The organism is Actinopolymorpha rutila (assembly GCF_013407855.1).
Taxonomy (GTDB): Bacteria; Actinomycetota; Actinomycetes; order Propionibacteriales; family Actinopolymorphaceae; genus Actinopolymorpha; species Actinopolymorpha rutila.
Genome location: NZ_JACBZH010000001.1, coordinates 2,566,042 through 2,580,421, shown reverse-complemented (window position 1 = coordinate 2,580,421; position 14,380 = coordinate 2,566,042). Strand labels below are relative to the sequence as shown.

At 73.7% G+C, this 14,380-nt stretch carries 12 protein-coding genes; 7 read left to right on the top strand and 5 right to left on the bottom strand.

Annotated features, from left to right (window positions below; genetic code table 11):
• The first annotated feature begins 2 nt into the window (after window positions 1-2).
• Genes F4554_RS11550 through F4554_RS11540 form a run of 3 tightly spaced genes read left to right on the top strand, consistent with a single transcriptional unit; the run spans window position 3 to window position 3,837 of the window.
• Window positions 3-1,184, top strand: a complete 1,182-nt coding sequence (locus tag F4554_RS11550) for an energy-coupling factor transporter transmembrane component T family protein (protein WP_179787382.1) — start codon at window positions 3-5, stop codon at window positions 1,182-1,184.
• Complete coding sequence (locus F4554_RS11545) at window positions 1,181-2,884, top strand: ATP-binding cassette domain-containing protein (protein ID WP_179787381.1); 1,704 nt, start codon at window positions 1,181-1,183, stop codon at window positions 2,882-2,884. Before F4554_RS11550 ends, F4554_RS11545 begins: the two co-directional genes overlap by 4 nt.
• Window positions 2,881-3,837 (top strand): ECF transporter S component, encoded by a 957-nt coding sequence (locus tag F4554_RS11540; protein WP_337795976.1) that lies wholly within the window; start codon window positions 2,881-2,883, stop codon window positions 3,835-3,837. Before F4554_RS11545 ends, F4554_RS11540 begins: the two co-directional genes overlap by 4 nt.
• Here the strand turns inward: F4554_RS11540 and F4554_RS11535 are convergent.
• Genes F4554_RS11535 through gcvT form a run of 3 tightly spaced genes read right to left on the bottom strand, consistent with a single transcriptional unit; the run spans window position 3,792 to window position 5,862 of the window.
• The gene (locus tag F4554_RS11535; RefSeq protein WP_179787380.1) at window positions 3,792-4,355 is read right to left on the bottom strand and encodes an ATP-dependent Clp protease proteolytic subunit; all 564 of its coding nucleotides are present in this window, start codon (window positions 4,353-4,355) and stop codon (window positions 3,792-3,794) included. The genes F4554_RS11540 and F4554_RS11535 overlap by 46 nt on opposite strands.
• A gap of 37 nt (window positions 4,356-4,392) precedes the next feature.
• The gene (locus tag F4554_RS11530) at window positions 4,393-4,716 is read right to left on the bottom strand and encodes a helix-turn-helix domain-containing protein (RefSeq protein ID WP_202889252.1); all 324 of its coding nucleotides are present in this window, start codon (window positions 4,714-4,716) and stop codon (window positions 4,393-4,395) included.
• 51 nt (window positions 4,717-4,767) lie between these two features.
• Entirely contained in the window at window positions 4,768-5,862 is a 1,095-nt protein-coding gene (gcvT, locus tag F4554_RS11525) for a glycine cleavage system aminomethyltransferase GcvT (RefSeq protein WP_179787379.1), read from the bottom strand.
• A gap of 192 nt (window positions 5,863-6,054) precedes the next feature.
• Between gcvT and F4554_RS11520 the strand changes: the two genes are divergently transcribed.
• Entirely contained in the window at window positions 6,055-7,566 is a 1,512-nt protein-coding gene (locus F4554_RS11520) for a leucyl aminopeptidase (protein WP_179787378.1), read from the top strand.
• A gap of 62 nt (window positions 7,567-7,628) precedes the next feature.
• On the opposite strand, the gene F4554_RS11515 is transcribed toward F4554_RS11520, so the two are convergent.
• Window positions 7,629-7,997, bottom strand: a complete 369-nt coding sequence (locus F4554_RS11515; protein WP_179787377.1) for a hypothetical protein — start codon at window positions 7,995-7,997, stop codon at window positions 7,629-7,631.
• A gap of 347 nt (window positions 7,998-8,344) precedes the next feature.
• Here F4554_RS11515 and lpdA point away from each other — a divergent pair, with 347 nt between their 5' ends.
• The 3 genes from lpdA (at window position 8,345) to F4554_RS11500 (ending at window position 12,650) form a co-directional block, all read left to right on the top strand.
• Window positions 8,345-9,736, top strand: a complete 1,392-nt coding sequence (gene lpdA, locus F4554_RS11510) for a dihydrolipoyl dehydrogenase (protein WP_179787376.1) — start codon at window positions 8,345-8,347, stop codon at window positions 9,734-9,736.
• A gap of 51 nt (window positions 9,737-9,787) precedes the next feature.
• Window positions 9,788-11,581, top strand: coding sequence for a 2-oxoglutarate dehydrogenase, E2 component, dihydrolipoamide succinyltransferase (sucB, locus tag F4554_RS11505; protein ID WP_179787375.1), 1,794 nt, complete (start codon window positions 9,788-9,790; stop codon window positions 11,579-11,581).
• Between the two features lie 172 nt (window positions 11,582-11,753).
• Window positions 11,754-12,650 (top strand): TIGR01777 family oxidoreductase, encoded by an 897-nt coding sequence (locus tag F4554_RS11500; RefSeq protein WP_179787374.1) that lies wholly within the window; start codon window positions 11,754-11,756, stop codon window positions 12,648-12,650.
• Window positions 12,651-12,681: 31 nt separating this feature from the next.
• Here the strand turns inward: F4554_RS11500 and F4554_RS11495 are convergent, their stop codons facing one another.
• On the bottom strand, window positions 12,682-14,322 hold the full coding sequence (locus tag F4554_RS11495; protein ID WP_179787373.1) for a serine/threonine-protein kinase: 1,641 nt from the start codon (window positions 14,320-14,322) through the stop codon (window positions 12,682-12,684).
• Window positions 14,323-14,380 lie beyond the last annotated feature (58 nt).

Genomic DNA, 14,380 nt, shown 5'->3' with positions numbered 1-14,380 from the left:
CGATGCGCGCCGTCCACCGTCCCACGCTGCCGCGCACCCTGCACCCGGGTGCGTGGTGGCTGTGGGCGCTCGGCCTGGCGACGGCGGCCAGCCGCACCACCAACCCGCTGCTGCTGGTGCTGGTGCTCGCCGTCGCGGGTTACGTGGTGGCGGCCCGTCGTACCTCCGCGCCGTGGGCACGTTCGTACGCCGCGTTCCTGCGGCTCGGGCTGGTGGTGATCGCGATCCGGGTGGTCTTCCAGTCGCTGTTCGGCGCGGCCGTCACCGGGCGGACCGTGCTCTTCACGCTGCCGCAGGTGCCGCTGCCCGGTTGGCTGGAGGGGATCCGGATCGGCGGCGCGGTGACCGCCGAGGCGCTGGCGTCCGCGGCGTACGACGGGCTCCGGCTGGCCGCCGTCCTCGCCTGCATCGGCGCCGCGAACGCGCTGGCCAACCCGAAGCGGCTGCTGGCCGCGATGCCGGGTGCGCTGTACGAGCTGGGCGTGGCCGTGGTGGTCGCGATGACGTTCGCCCCCCAGTTGGTCGGGGACGCCGCGCGGGCCCGGGCGGCGCGCAGGCTGCGCGGCCGGGCCGACCGGGGTCTGCGCTCGCTGCGCGCCACCGCCGTACCCCTCCTCGAGGGTGCGCTGGAACGCTCGCTCGCCCTGGCCGCGGCGATGGACTCACGCGGGTACGGCCGGGTGGGCCAGGTGCCGCGGGCCACCCGGGTGGTGACCGCGGCGCTCGTCCTCGGCGGCCTGGTCGGTCTGTGCGCGGGAGCCTACGGGTTGCTCGCCGCCGACGGCGGACCGTTGTTCGGAGCGCCGATGCTGCTGGCCGGTGGCGCGGCCGCGGTGGCCGGGCTGGCGCTGGCCGGGCGGCGGGCCGTTCGCACGCGGTACCGCCCCGACCCGTGGGCGCTGCCGGAGTGGCTGGTCGCGGCCAGCGGGGTGGCCGTCGCGGCGGCGTTCACCTGGGCCGCGTCCACCGGCGTACCCGACGTGGTCGTCTCGGCCTCTCCCCTGACCCTGCCCGGCCTGCCGGTGCTCCCCACGGCCGGCGCCCTGCTGGGCCTGCTGCCCGCCTGGTGCTCGCCGCCGCCGCAGCCGGTGATCGGCCCGTCAGACCCGTCAGGCCCGTCGGGCCCGTCGGGCTCGTCCACCCGGTCAGGCTCGTCCGACCCTTCCTCGGAGGTGCTCGCGTGATCAGGTTCGAGTCGGTGACCGTGCGCTATCCCGGTGCCGCGTCTCCGGTGCTACAGGACGTCACCTTCGAGGTCGCCGAGGGCGAGCTGTGCCTGGTCGTCGGGCAGACCGGTGCCGGCAAGAGCACGCTGCTGCGGGCGGTCAACGGGCTGGTGCCGCACTTCACCGGCGGGACGATGGCCGGGCGCGTCCTCGTCGACGGCCGGGACACCCGCACCCACCGGCCGCGCGACCTCGCCGACGTGGTCGGCGTCGTCGGCCAGGATCCCCTCGCCGGGTTCGTCACCGACACGGTGGAGGACGAGCTGGCGTACGGCATGGAGTCGCTGGGGCTGCCGCCGGAGGTGATGCGTACCCGCGTGGAGGAGACGCTCGACCTGCTCGGCCTGGCCGGCGTACGCGGCCGGCCGATCGCCTCGCTGTCCGGCGGGCAGCAGCAGCGCGTCGCCATCGGCGCGGTCCTCACCACCCATCCCCGGATCCTGGTGCTGGACGAGCCGACGTCGGCACTGGATCCGCAGGCCGCCGAGGAGGTGCTCGCCGCGCTGCAGCGGCTGGTGCACGACCTCGGGGTGACGGTGCTGCTGGCCGAGCACCGGCTCGAACGCGTCGTGCAGTACGCCGACCGGGTGGTGCTGGTGCACGGCACCGGCCACGCGCTGGAGGTCGGCCCGCCCGCGCAGATGATGGCCCGCTCCACGGTCGCGCCGCCGGTGGTCGCGCTCGGCCGGCTCGCCGGGTGGGAACCCCTCCCCCTCAGCGTCCGGGACGCCCGGCGAATGGCCGGTCCGCTCCGCGAACGCCTCGCGCCACTGCGCCCGCCGGTGCGGGCCGGCGTACCCCGGAAGCCGGCATCGAACGGCCGTCGTTCGGCGGCCACGGGAGAGGCCCCGGCCGACACGGTGAACACGGTGGACACAGTGGCCACGGTGCACGAGCTGACCGTGCGGTACGGCGGCCGCCGGTCGGCCCAGCCGCCCGCGGTGCGCGACCTCGACCTCGACGTCGCGGCGGGCGAGGTGGTCGCGCTGATGGGCCGCAACGGCGCGGGCAAGTCCACGCTGCTCGGCTCGCTGGTGGGCCTGGTCCGTCCGGTGGCGGGCACGGTCCAGGTCGGCCAGGCGGACCCGGTCGACCCGGCCACCGCGAAGCCGCGCGCGATCGCTCGGGCGGTCGGGCTGGTGCCGCAGGACCCGGGCAGCCTGCTGTACGCGGAGACGGTGGCGCAGGAGTGTGCCCAGGCCGACCGGGACTTCGACGCGCCGGCCGGCAGTTGTGCCCGGCTGCTGGAGCGGCTGGCTCCCGGCGTATCCCCCGACCGTCATCCCCGCGACCTGTCCGAGGGGCAGCGGCTGTGCCTGGTGCTGGCCGTCGTGCTCACCGGGCAGCCGCCGCTGCTGTTGCTGGACGAGCCGACCCGAGGGCTCGACTACACCGCCAAGGCACGGTTGACGCGGATCGTCCGGGACCTCGCCGCCGCTGGGCACGGCGTGGTGTTCGCCACCCACGACGTCGAACTCGTCGCGGAGGTGGCCACCCGGGTGGTCGTACTCGCCGACGGGGAGGTGGTCGCCGACGGGCCGGTGGGTTCGGTGGTGGCCGCGTCGCCGACGTTCGCCCCGCAGGTGGCGAAGATCCTGCGGCCGCTGCCCTGGCTCACCGTCGCCGACGTGGCCGCCGCGCTGGAACCCGCGTCGTGACCGAGGGCGCGACCGAGGCCGTGACCCAGGTCGTACGCCTGCGGCCGCGGTCGGTCGCGGCCCTCGCGGTGGCCGGCCTGGTCGGCGTGCTCGGCTTCGGCTGGCCGTTCCTGACCGGTGCCGGCGACGCAGGCGCCGCGGCTCGGGGCGCCGGCCCGAACGCGCCGTACCTCTTCCTCGTCCTGCTTCCGCTCGTCATCGCGGTCGTGCTGGCCGAGCTGACCGAGGGCGGCATGGACGCCAAGGCCGTCGCCATGCTCGGCGTACTCTCCGCGGCCGGGACCGCGCTGAGGGCGCTCAGCCCGGGCACCGGCGGGTTCGAGCCGACGCTGTTCCTGGTGATCCTGGCCGCCCGGGTGTTCGGTGCGGGGTTCGGGTTCGCGCTGGGCTCGGTGGTGATCCTTGCCAGCGGGCTGGCGACCGGCGGCGTGGGTCCGTGGCTGCCGTTCCAGATGGTCGGCCTCGCCTGGGTCGGGCTGGCGGCCGGACTCCTGCCGCGTGCGTCCGGCCGGGCCGAGCGGGTGCTGCTCGCGGGGTACGCGAGCGTGGCGGGGTTCGCGTTCGGCGCGCTGCTCAACCTGTCCTTCTGGCCGTTCTCCACCTCGCTGCCGGCCGGGATGAGCTACGCCGCGGGCGAGCCGGTGCTCACCAACCTCCGCCACTACGCGGCGTTCTACGTCACCACGTCGTTCGGCTGGGACTGTGTTCGCGCAGTGGTGAACGCCGCCCTGATCCTGCTCGCCGGCCGGGTGGTGCTCGGCACCCTGCGCCGGGCGGCCAGGCGGGCGGCGTTCGAGGCTCCGGTGGACTTCGACGCACCTGTGAACGTCACCGCACCTGTGAACGTCGACGCACCAGCGAACTTCGGGGCGCCGGCGGAGCAGTCCACGGGTCAGCTGCCGCCGGCTCAGCGGACGGATCGGCCGGCGGACACCCGCTGGGCGAGGCCGTAGCCGACGGCCTCCTCGGCGGTGAGGAACCGGCCGGTCCGCAGGTCGGCGGCGACCGACTCGGCCTGCCGTCCGGTCGCCTCCGCCAGCAGGCCCACCAGGTCGTCGCGCTGACGGAGGTACTCCTGTGCGTAGGTGTCCACCTCGGTGGCCGTGCCGGTCCGCTCGGGTGCCTTCGGCTCGGCCAGCCGGAACCGCGCGTGGGGGTAGGCGATCCGCACCGGCGCCGCCGCGAACACCGCGACCGCCGGGCCGCTCACCTCACCGACCGCGACCGCGGTGAGTTCGGCGCGCAGGACGTGCACCGTGTCGGCCAGACTGAGCGCGGCGCCCAGGGTGCCGTCCGGGCAGGACAGGTGCAGCTGGATCGGGTCGGGGGCCAGCGCCTCCAGGGTGAGCAGCTGGGCGGCCGTACGGGTCGCGCGCTCCTCGTCGAGGAAGCCCCGGGCCAGTACGACCCGGCGCTCGAACAACTGCTCGGCGACGTAGGAGTCGAAGGTCATCGCCCGGTCGTCCCTCATGACGGCTCCTCCGGTGTGATCTGGCCGCTGCGGCTGGTCATGCCTCTGCGACTGGTCGGGCATCGCCGCCGAGCCGGACGTCGAGCCGGTGGCCGACGGCGGCGGCGTAGCGCTCCAGGGTGGACAGGCGTACGTCGGCCTCGCCGGCCTCCAGCCGGGCGACCGCCGACTGGGACGTACCCATCCGCGCGGCCACCTGGGTCTGGGACAGCCCGGACCGGCGGCGCAGGTCGACCAGCGACTCGGCCAGTGCCCGCCGCCGCTGCGCCATCTCCCGGAAACCGGGCATCACCGGCAGGTCGTCGTCACCGGCCCGGGAGGACGGAGTGGACGGCGAGGACGGAGACGGCTCGTTCGCCATACCGGAAACGCTATCTCGCAAACGAGATAGCCGCCAGCGTCTCAGGCGCTGTCAGGCAGTGGGAGAGGCCTCGACGAAGGGCGGGCGGCGGACCGAGAAGGCCTCCCGCCGGCCACGTACGTCGACCGCGACCTCGTCGCCCTCGCTCACCCCGGCGTCCAGCAGGGCCAGCCCGATCCCCACCCGCCGGGTCGGGGAGAACGTCCCGCTCGTCACCACGCCCACGGGCGAGCCTTCGGCGCCGACCACGGACATGCCCGGCCGCGGAATGCCCCGCCCGCGTGCCTCCAGGCCGAGCAGCCGCCGCGCCGGCCCGGCCGCGCGCTCCTCCGACAGCACCGACCGGCCCCAGAACGCGGGCTTCTTCCAGCCGACGGCCCAGCCGAGGCGGGCCTGCACCGGGGTGATGTCGAGGGAGATGTCCTGCCCGTGCAGGGGGTAGCCCATCTCGGTGCGCAGCGTGTCGCGGGCGCCGAGTCCGCAGGCCGCGATGTCGTACGCCTCGCCGGCGGCGAGGATCGCGTCCCAGAGCTCCGGCCCGGCGTGCGCAGGCGCCACGAGCTCGTACCCGCGTTCGCCGGTGTAGCCGGTACGGCAGACGGTGACCGGCGCTCCCTGCCAGTCGGCCTGCACGAACGACATGTACCCGTGCCCGATGGGGAGCCCGGCGGCGGCGAGGACGTCGTCGCTGCGCGGGCCCTGGACGGCGAGCACCACGAAGTCGTCGTGCAGGTCGACGACCTCGACCCCGCCCGGCGCCTGGGCGGCGAGCCGGCGGACGACCTCGGCGCAGTTGGCGGCGTTCGGCACGAGGAACACCTCGTCGGGGCCGCGCAGGTAGGCGATGAGGTCGTCCACCACTCCGCCGGAGGCTTCGTCGCAACACAGGGTGTACTGCGCCTTGCCCGGCTCGATCCTGGACAGGGAGTTGCTGAGGGTGGAGTCGACGTAGTCCGCCGCGCCGGGGCCGCTGACCCGAGCCTTGCCCAGGTGGCTCACGTCGAACACACCGGCGGCGGACCGCACGGCCGCGTGCTCGCGCAGGACGCCTCCCCCGGCGTACTCCAGCGGCATCTCCCAGCCACCGAACTCCGCGAACTTCGCACCGAGGGCCTGGTGCCGGTCGTGCAGCGGCGAACGTTTCATGACCGCGAACCTACCGAACCGGCCCTCCGGGGACGGCGTAGCATCCGCCGGGACAGGCTTGGTGAAGTTGTCACATCCGTTCACCCGCACTGTTCACCCGCACGGGAACCGGCAACCAGTCGCACGAGCCGGCACCGTGTCAGCCCAGTCAGCCCAGAGTCAGCACCGAATCGGCACGAGGAGAGATCAAGCGTGAGTGTGAAAAGTCCGAGCATCTCCGTCCGCAAGGCGTCCGCCCCTTCGGTGAAGGTGGACGCGCTGGTCGTCGGCGTGGCGCCGGGTGACCAGGAAGTGACGCTCGACTCCGGAGCGCGCGAGCTCGACAAGGCGTTCGGCGGCCGGCTCGCCTCGACCCTCGCCTCCCTGGGCGCGAAGGGCAAGGCGGAGGAGGTGACGCTGCTCCCCTCCCCCTCCGGGGTGGACGCCACCCTGGTCGCGGCGGTCGGGCTGGGCGGTGAGGAGCCCGGGGCCGAGGCGCTGCGCCGGGCCGCCGGTGCGGTCGTACGCCGGCTGGCCGGCAAGGCGGACACCGTGGCGTTCGCGGTGGGCGACGGAACCGCCGAGAGCGTCGGCGCACTCGCCGAGGGTGCCCTGTTCGGGTCGTACGCCTTCGACCGCTACCGCACCAACGCCGACAAGCGGCCGGCGCCGATCTCCGCGGTCACCGTGCTGACCGGCAAGCCCCGCGACAAGGCCGTCAAGGCCGCCTTGACACGAGCCGAGGCGGTGGCGGCGGCGGTCAACCTCACCCGCGACTGGGTCAACACCGCGCCGTCCGACCTCTACCCCGAGGTGTTCGCGGACGAGGCCAAGGCGGCCGGCAAGCGGGCCGGGCTCACCGTCGAGGTGCTCGACCGCAAGGCGCTGGAGGCCAAGGGCTACGGCGGAACGCTCGGCGTCGGCCAGGGTTCCGAACGCGAGCCGCGCGTCGTCCGGCTGAGCTACAAGCCGGCCCGCGCCAAGAAGCACCTGGTCTTCGTCGGCAAGGGAATCACGTTCGACACCGGCGGCATCTCGCTCAAGCCGAACGAGGGCATGCTCACCATGAAGAGCGACATGGCCGGTGCGGCGGCGGTGCTGGCCGCGGTCACCGCGGTCGCCGACCTGCAGCTCCCGGTCGCGGTGACGGCCTGGGCGCCGATGGCTGAGAACATGCCGTCCGGGTCCGCCCAGCGGCCCTCCGACGTGCTCCGCATCTACGGCGGCAAGACGGTGGAGGTGCTCAACACCGACGCCGAGGGCCGGCTCGTCCTGGCCGACGCCATCGCCCGGGCCAGCGAGGACAAGCCCGACGTCATCGTCGACGTGGCCACCCTCACCGGCGCCTGCATGGTCGCGCTCGGCGGCCGGACGTTCGGGATCATGGGCAACGACGAGGACTTCAACTCGTTCGTACGCCGGACCGCCGGCCGCGCCGGTGAGGAGGGCTGGCCGCTGCCCATCCCCGAGGGCACCCGGGAGAGCCTGGACTCCAAGGTCGCCGACCTCGCCAACGTCGCCCGCGGCCGGCTGGGCGGCGCCCTGGTGGCCGCGAGCTTCCTGAACGAGTTCGTCGGCGAGGGGATCCGGTGGGCGCACCTGGACATCGCCGGACCGTCGTACAACGACAGCGCCGCCTGGGGTTACACCCCGGTCGGCGGCACGGGCAGCAGCGTGCGCACGCTGGTCGGCCTGGCCGAGGCCGCGGCGGCGGGTGAGCTGTAGCCCGGCCGGAGTTCGAAGCGCGTAGCGCTCGCACGACGTCGGCGCGCTCCCGGCGTGGTGGGCTAACCCGCCTCGCCGGGAGCGGTCGGTCCGAGGGACTTCGCCTGCTTCTCCGCGGCCGCCCGCCGGCTGTTCCACGCCCGCATGCGCTGGGGGTAGCCGACCACCTGCGCGTCGTAGCTGGGGATGCCCAGCCGGTTGGCGAACTCGTGTGCCCTCGCGGCGTCGGGCACCCGGCGCCGGGTCCACTCCCCGTCGTCGGCGACCAGCAGCAGGGTGGTCTCCGTCACGGTCGTCCGCGGCTCGACGAAACCCTCGACGCCGCGGCGGGTGCGGGCGAACTCCGTGAGGTGGGCGAGGTCCTCACTCGCACCGGATCCCCGGACGCGGGCAGGGGGCGAGCCGGCGCGCCACCGGAACCACCGCGGCATCGCGACCTCCTTCACAGCGGACGCTGACTTGTCGATCGAACGCACGAAGTGTGCCGCAGGTTCCAGACGTCTGGAAGGCTCTGACACCTTGCTGCCGACAGCCCGCCGACGGACGTTCCATACCCGGGCACAGACCCGCCCAAGCCCGTACGAACCCGCACGATTCGCCGGTCCGGATACCACGCCGACGCGGCCGGGACGGACCCTTTGGGCACTTGGGCACCGAGGGTGGAAAGATGACGTTGGCGTGACGACCCCGGGCCGGCCCACACCGGCGCAGGGGCCGCCGACACCACGTTCAGACAGGTTCAGGCAGGCAGGATCAGACCAGCGGCACGGAGGACCCCGTGGCGGACAATGACGCCGGCACCTCGTTCGACCTTGTGATCCTCGGCGGAGGCAGCGGCGGGTACGCGTGCGCACTGCGCGCGGCCGAGCTCGACATGCGGGTCGCGCTCGTGGAGAAGGACAAGCTGGGCGGCACCTGTCTGCACCGCGGCTGCATCCCCACCAAGGCGCTCCTGCACGCCGCCGAGATCGCCGACAACGCCCGCGACGGCGCCGACTTCGGCATCCGCTCGACGTTCGAGGGCGTCGACATGGCGGGGGTCAACAAGTACAAGGACGGCGTCGTCAACCGCGCGTTCCGTGGCGTCGGCGGACTGCTCAAGGCCCGTGGCGTCACGGTCGTCGAGGGTGCGGGCCGGCTGGTCGCGCCCAACGCCGTCCAGGTCAACGGCACGCGCTACGAAGCACCCCACATCGTCCTCGCCACCGGGTCCTACTCCCGCACCCTGCCGGGCCTCGACATCGACGGCGAACGCGTCATCACCAGCGACCACGCCCTCCAGCTCACCGACGTACCCTCCTCGGTCATCGTGCTCGGCGGCGGCGTGATCGGTGTGGAGTTCGCCAGCGTCTGGCGTTCCTTCGGCGCCGACGTCACCATCATCGAGGCGCTCCCCCGGCTGCTGGCCGCCGAGGACGAGGCGAGTTCCAAGGCCGTCGAACGCGCCTTCCGCAAGCGCGGCATCACCTACAGGACCAACACGCCGTACAAGAGCGTCGAACGCACCGACCAGGGCGTACGCCTGACCGCCGAGTCCGGCGAGACCTACGACGCCGACCTCCTCCTGGTCGCCGTGGGCCGCGGCCCGGCGATCGCCGACCTCGGCTACGAGGACGTCGGCGTAGCGATCGACCGCGGCTTCGTCCGTGTCGACGAGCGGCTGCGCACCACCGTCCCGGGCATCCGCGCGGCCGGTGACATCGTGTTCGGCCTGCAGTTGGCCCACCGCGGCTTCCAGCAGGGCATCTTCATCGCCGAGGACATCGCGGGGCTCGACCCGGCGGTGATCGACGAGACCGGCATCCCGCGGGTGACCTACTGCGACCCCGAGGTGGCCTCGATGGGCCTCACCGAGTCCGCCGCCGCTGACAAGTACGGAGCGGACGGGATCGAGACGTTCACCTACGACCTGGCCGGCAACCCCAAGAGCCAGATCCTCAAGACGCAGGGCTTCGTGAAGGTGGTCCGGGCCAAGAACGGCCCGGTCGTCGGCATCCACATGGTGGGTGCCCGCGTCGGCGAACTCGTCGGCGAGGCCCAACTGATCTACAACTGGGAGGCGTTCCCCGAGGAGGTCGCCCAGCTGGTCCACATGCACCCGACCCAGAGCGAAGCGATCGGCGAGGCTCACCTGGCCCTCGCCGGCAAGCCGCTGCACGTGCACGGCTGAGGCGCCTCACCCCCAAGGCCCAGGTTCGGCAAACCACGACAAGGAGCAAGCATGCCGGTCTCCGTCACCCTTCCCGCCCTAGGGGAGAGCGTCACCGAGGGAACTGTCACGCGGTGGCTGAAGCAGGTGGGCGAAACCGTCCAGGCTGACGAGCCGCTGCTCGAGGTCTCCACGGACAAGGTCGACACCGAGATCCCCGCGCCGAGCGCGGGCGTTCTGCTGCAGATCACCGTCGGTGAGGACGAGACCGTCGAGGTCGGCGCCGAACTCGCCGTCATCGGCTCGGAGGGCGAGCAGGCCGAGGGCGGCGGCGCGCACGACTCGGCCCAGGCCGAGCAGGAGGCCGAGCCCGAACCCGCGCAGGAGCAGGAAGAGCCGGCCGCCGCCGAGCAGGAGCCCGCGCCGGTGTCCGCGAACGGTTCGGGCGGGGGTTCGGCCGAGGGCACCTCGGTCACCCTGCCCGCGCTCGGCGAGAGCGTCACCGAGGGCACCGTCACCCGCTGGCTGAAGCAGGTCGGCGACAAGGTGGAGGCCGACGAGCCGCTGCTCGAGGTCTCCACCGACAAGGTCGACACCGAGATCCCGGCCCCGAGCGCGGGCACCCTGGTCCAGATCACGGTCGGCGAGGACGAGACCGTCGAGGTCGGCGCCGAGCTGGGCGTGATCTCCACCGGCGCCGCGGCGGCACCCCGGCACGCCGCGCCGAAGCCCAGCGAGCCGGCGGAGGCGGAGCAGAAGCCCGCCCCGAAGGCCGAGCCGAAGCCCGAGGCCAAGCCCGAGCCGAGGCGCGAGCCCGAACAGCCGGCGGCCCGCCAGGAGCCGGCTCAGCCCGCGGCACAGAAGCCGGCCGCCCAGCCGCAGCGTCCCGCCGCCTCCACGGCCACCGAGGAGGGATCGGCGCAGTACGTCACTCCGCTGGTACGCAAGCTGGCCGCCGAGCACCAGGTCGACCTGTCCTCGGTGACCGGCTCCGGCGTCGGCGGGCGCATCCGCAAGCAGGACGTGCTGGACGCGGCGAAGGCCCGGCAGGAGGCCGAGCAGGCCGCCAGCCAGGAGAGCGCGGCCGCGCAGGGGCTGCCTGGTGCGGCACCGGCCGTCCAGTCCGCGCCAGCCCAGCCCAGCCCGCTGCGCGGGACGACCGAGAAGCTCAGCCGGCCGCGCAAGGTGATCGCCCAGCGAGTGCACGAGTCGCTGCAGAACACCGCCCAGCTCACCACCGTGGTCGAGGTCGACGTGACGGCCATCGCCCGCATCCGCGACCGGGCCAAGCGCGGCTTCCAGCAGCGGGAGGGCATCAAGCTGTCCTTCCTGCCGTTCTTCGCCAAGGCGGCGCTGGAGGCCCTCAAGGAGCACCCGAAGCTCAACGCCAGCCTGGACCTGGACAAGGGCGAGGTGACCTACCACGCCAACGAGAACCTCGTGATCGCGGTCGACACCGAGCGCGGCCTGATGGTGCCGGTCATCCACGACGCCGGGGACCTCAACGTCACCGGGCTCGCCAAGCGGATCACCGACCTGGCCGAGCGCACCCGCACCAACAAGATCACGCCGAACGAGATCTCCGGCGGCACGTTCACCATCACCAACACCGGCAGCCGGGGCGCGTTGTTCGACACGCCGATCTTCTTCCAGCCGCAGGTCGCCATCCTGGGCACCGGCTCGGTGGTGAAGCGGCCGGTCGTGGTCGACACCCCGCTCGGGGAGACCATCGCCATCCGGCACATGGTCTACCTCGCGCTGAGCTACGACCACCGGCTGATCGACGGGGCGGACGCCGCGAGGTTCCTGGTCGCGGTCAAGACCCGGCTGGAGGACGGCAGCGTGGCCGCGGAGTTCAGCAGCTGAGTTCTCTCCGCGTGATCACCGCGTTCCGTTCGTAGCGACTGAGCAGAACGCACGTCGGCCCGTTCCCGGACTCACCGGGGACGGGCCGACGCGCGTCTTCGGCGTCCCCTCGCGTGTCCGCGACCTGATCTTGGTCGAGCATGCCGTCCGCCTCGCAGGGCATGCTGGCCGCATGAGATTCGTTCTGGCGGGTGGCTCGGGGTTCCTCGGACAGGCGTTGCGCACGCGGCTCACCGGCGAGGGGCACGAGGTGACCCAGTTGGTGCGCCGCCCGCCGCAGGCCGCGGACCAGAGGCGGTGGGACCCCGACCGGGGCCAGGTCGACGCCGAGGTGCTCGCGGGCGCCGACGCGGTGGTCAACCTCGCCGGAGCCAACCTGGGCCGGGTGCCGTGGACTTCGTCGTACCGGCAGACGATCCGGACCAGCCGGCTGGGCACCACCTCGACGCTCGCCCGCGCACTGGCCGAGCTGCCCGACCCACCGGTGTTCGTGTCCGGAAGCGCCACCGGCTACTACGGCAAGGACCGCGGCGACCTGCTGCTGGACGAGGACTCCCCCGCGGGCGACGGCTTCCTCGCCGAGCTGTGCCGCGACTGGGAGGCCGCCACCGATCCCGCCGACCGCGCGGGCGTCCGCGTCGTGCACCTGCGTACGTCACCGGTGCTCGATCGTTCCGGCGGGGTGTTCAAGCTGATGGAGCGGCAGTTCCGGCTCGGTGCGGGCGGGCGGCTCGGGTCAGGCCGGCAGTACCTCCCGATGATCGCGCTGGACGACTGGCTGTCGGCGGTGCAGTTCCTGGTCGACCGGGCGGACGCGCGCGGTCCGTACAACCTCACGATCCCCGAGCCCGCGACCAACGCCGAGTTCACCAAGGCGCTCGGCGCGGCGCTGCACCGGCCGACGCTGCTGCCGGTGCCCGCGGTGGCGCTGCGCACGGCTCTCGGGGAGTTCTCCGCGGAGATGCTCGGCAGTGTGCGGCTGATGCCACGCCGGCTGCTGGACGCGGGGTTCACCTTCGCCGCTCCCGACGTCACCGCGCTGGTGGACAGCGCGCTGCACCGCCGCTGAGCTCAGGCGCGTCCGGGCGCTCGGCGTCGGCTCAGCTTTCCTCGATCCGGGAGATCAGCCAGTCCTGGCTGGTGCGTACGAGCGTGATCCGGCGGTGCTTGGACTCGCCGGCCGGGCGGGGCACGCGTTCCCCGTCGTCGGACACCACGGAGTACGCCTGCAACTGGTCGACGACCCGCAGCACCGCCCGGTCGCGGCGTTCGCTGTCCACGTGCAGCGTCCGGACAGCGAAGCGAAGGCCCTCCACGTGGCAGCCGACCCGCACGCACTTGTCGATCTCGGTGCGGTCGTCGGCGGCCAGGTCGGAGCCGGCCGGGTAGTAGACCCGTGCCAGCACGGCCGGATCGTTCTTCGCGTACGCCTGCGCGCGGCGGGCGTCCAGGACGGCGAGCACGTTTCGCCACCTGGCCTCCGCGCCGGCCGGGCCGGCCGGGCCGGGTGGAGCCTGCGGGGCGGACGTGCTCGGCTTCGTCGAGGGCTGTGTCGAGGGTTTCGTGGAGGGCTTCGTGGATTGGCGGCCGGTCGCGCTCGGGTTCGGTGAGGTGGTCGCCGTGGCGCTCGGTGCGCCCGTCCGCGCGGCGCTCGGAGCGTTGTCGGAACGCTTCGCCCAGGCGATCCCGCCGACGACCGCACCGGCGACCAGCACCACGGCGGCCGCCACCGCGACGATCAGGCCGATCCGCGGGCCGCGGTCGTCGTCGTCCAGGTCCAGGTCGTCGTCCGGACCGCCGGGAGCACCCGGCAGGGTGAACCCGCCCGGATCGGCCGACTCGTGCTCGGCCGCCACGCGCTCGCCGGGCGGGCTCGCCGGCGGCGATCCGTCCGCCTGCGCTGCCGGGACGTCCGGGGCCGCGGGCGCGCCGGTCATCGCCGCGAGGTCGGCGTCGGTGAGTACCAGCCCGACCGGGAAGCGAACCGGCGCCGGAGGGCACGCGGCGTAGAGCAGGTCGGCGAACTGCGCGGCGGTGGGGCGGCGAGCCGCCACCGGCTGCAGCCCCGCTCCGACGGCGTGCACCAGGCCGGACGGCGCATCCGGGACCGACTCGGCCAGCGGCGGGCGGGCCTGACCCGGCCGCGGGACCACACCGGTCAGGGCGGTGTAGCAGACCGCGGCCAGCCCGTAGACGTCCCCGGCGGGGCTGGTCGCCGGTCCGGGTGGGCCGTCGGGATCGGTGTAGCCGTGCGTGCCGAGGGACTCCCCGCCTTCGACCAGCGCAAGTACGCCCACGTCGGCGAGCAGCGGCCGCCCGTCGGCTGTGTAGAGGATCGCCTCCGGCGTCACGTCACCATGCAGGAGACCGCGCTCGTGCGCCGCGGCGAGGGCCTCGGCGACCGGTGCGGCCGTGGTGACCACCTCGCCGGGATCCAGCCGGCCGCGCCCGTGCAGGAGCTGGTCGAGGCTGCCGCCGTCGGCGTGCTCGAGTACCAGGACGATCTCGTCCCCGAGGGGAAGCGCCTCATGGACCCGTACCAGGTGCGGATGGTCGATCATGTCGAGGACGGACGCCAGCCGGCGTACGTCCTCCCGCGCGTCCGGCGTGCGCGGACGGATCCGTCGCAGGGCCACCTGCTCACCGGTGCCGTGGCGGCGGGCCTCCCACACCTCACCGGTGGCGCTCGCGCCGATCAGCGCACCCAGGTCGTAACCCTGTACGCGAAACTGCGCCCCCATGGTCGCCTCTCGTGCGCGGTCGGACGGTCTCGAACAGTCTCGTCAGTGGGCCGAAACC

Bases quoted from the DNA above. Each gene is read 5' to 3' on its own strand.
- F4554_RS11515 (WP_179787377.1), bottom strand. From the start codon at position 7,997: ATGCCGCGGTGGTTCCGGTGGCGCGCCGGCTCGCCCCCTGCCCGCGTC.
- F4554_RS11530 (WP_202889252.1), bottom strand. From the start codon at position 4,716: ATGGCGAACGAGCCGTCTCCGTCCTCGCCGTCCACTCCGTCCTCCCGG.
- F4554_RS11550 (WP_179787382.1), top strand. From the start codon at position 3: ATGCGCGCCGTCCACCGTCCCACGCTGCCGCGCACCCTGCACCCGGGT.
- F4554_RS11495 (WP_179787373.1), bottom strand. From the start codon at position 14,322: ATGGGGGCGCAGTTTCGCGTACAGGGTTACGACCTGGGTGCGCTGATC.
- F4554_RS11500 (WP_179787374.1), top strand. From the start codon at position 11,754: ATGAGATTCGTTCTGGCGGGTGGCTCGGGGTTCCTCGGACAGGCGTTG.
- sucB (WP_179787375.1), top strand. From the start codon at position 9,788: ATGCCGGTCTCCGTCACCCTTCCCGCCCTAGGGGAGAGCGTCACCGAG.
- F4554_RS11535 (WP_179787380.1), bottom strand. From the start codon at position 4,355: ATGAGGGACGACCGGGCGATGACCTTCGACTCCTACGTCGCCGAGCAG.
- gcvT (WP_179787379.1), bottom strand. From the start codon at position 5,862: ATGAAACGTTCGCCGCTGCACGACCGGCACCAGGCCCTCGGTGCGAAG.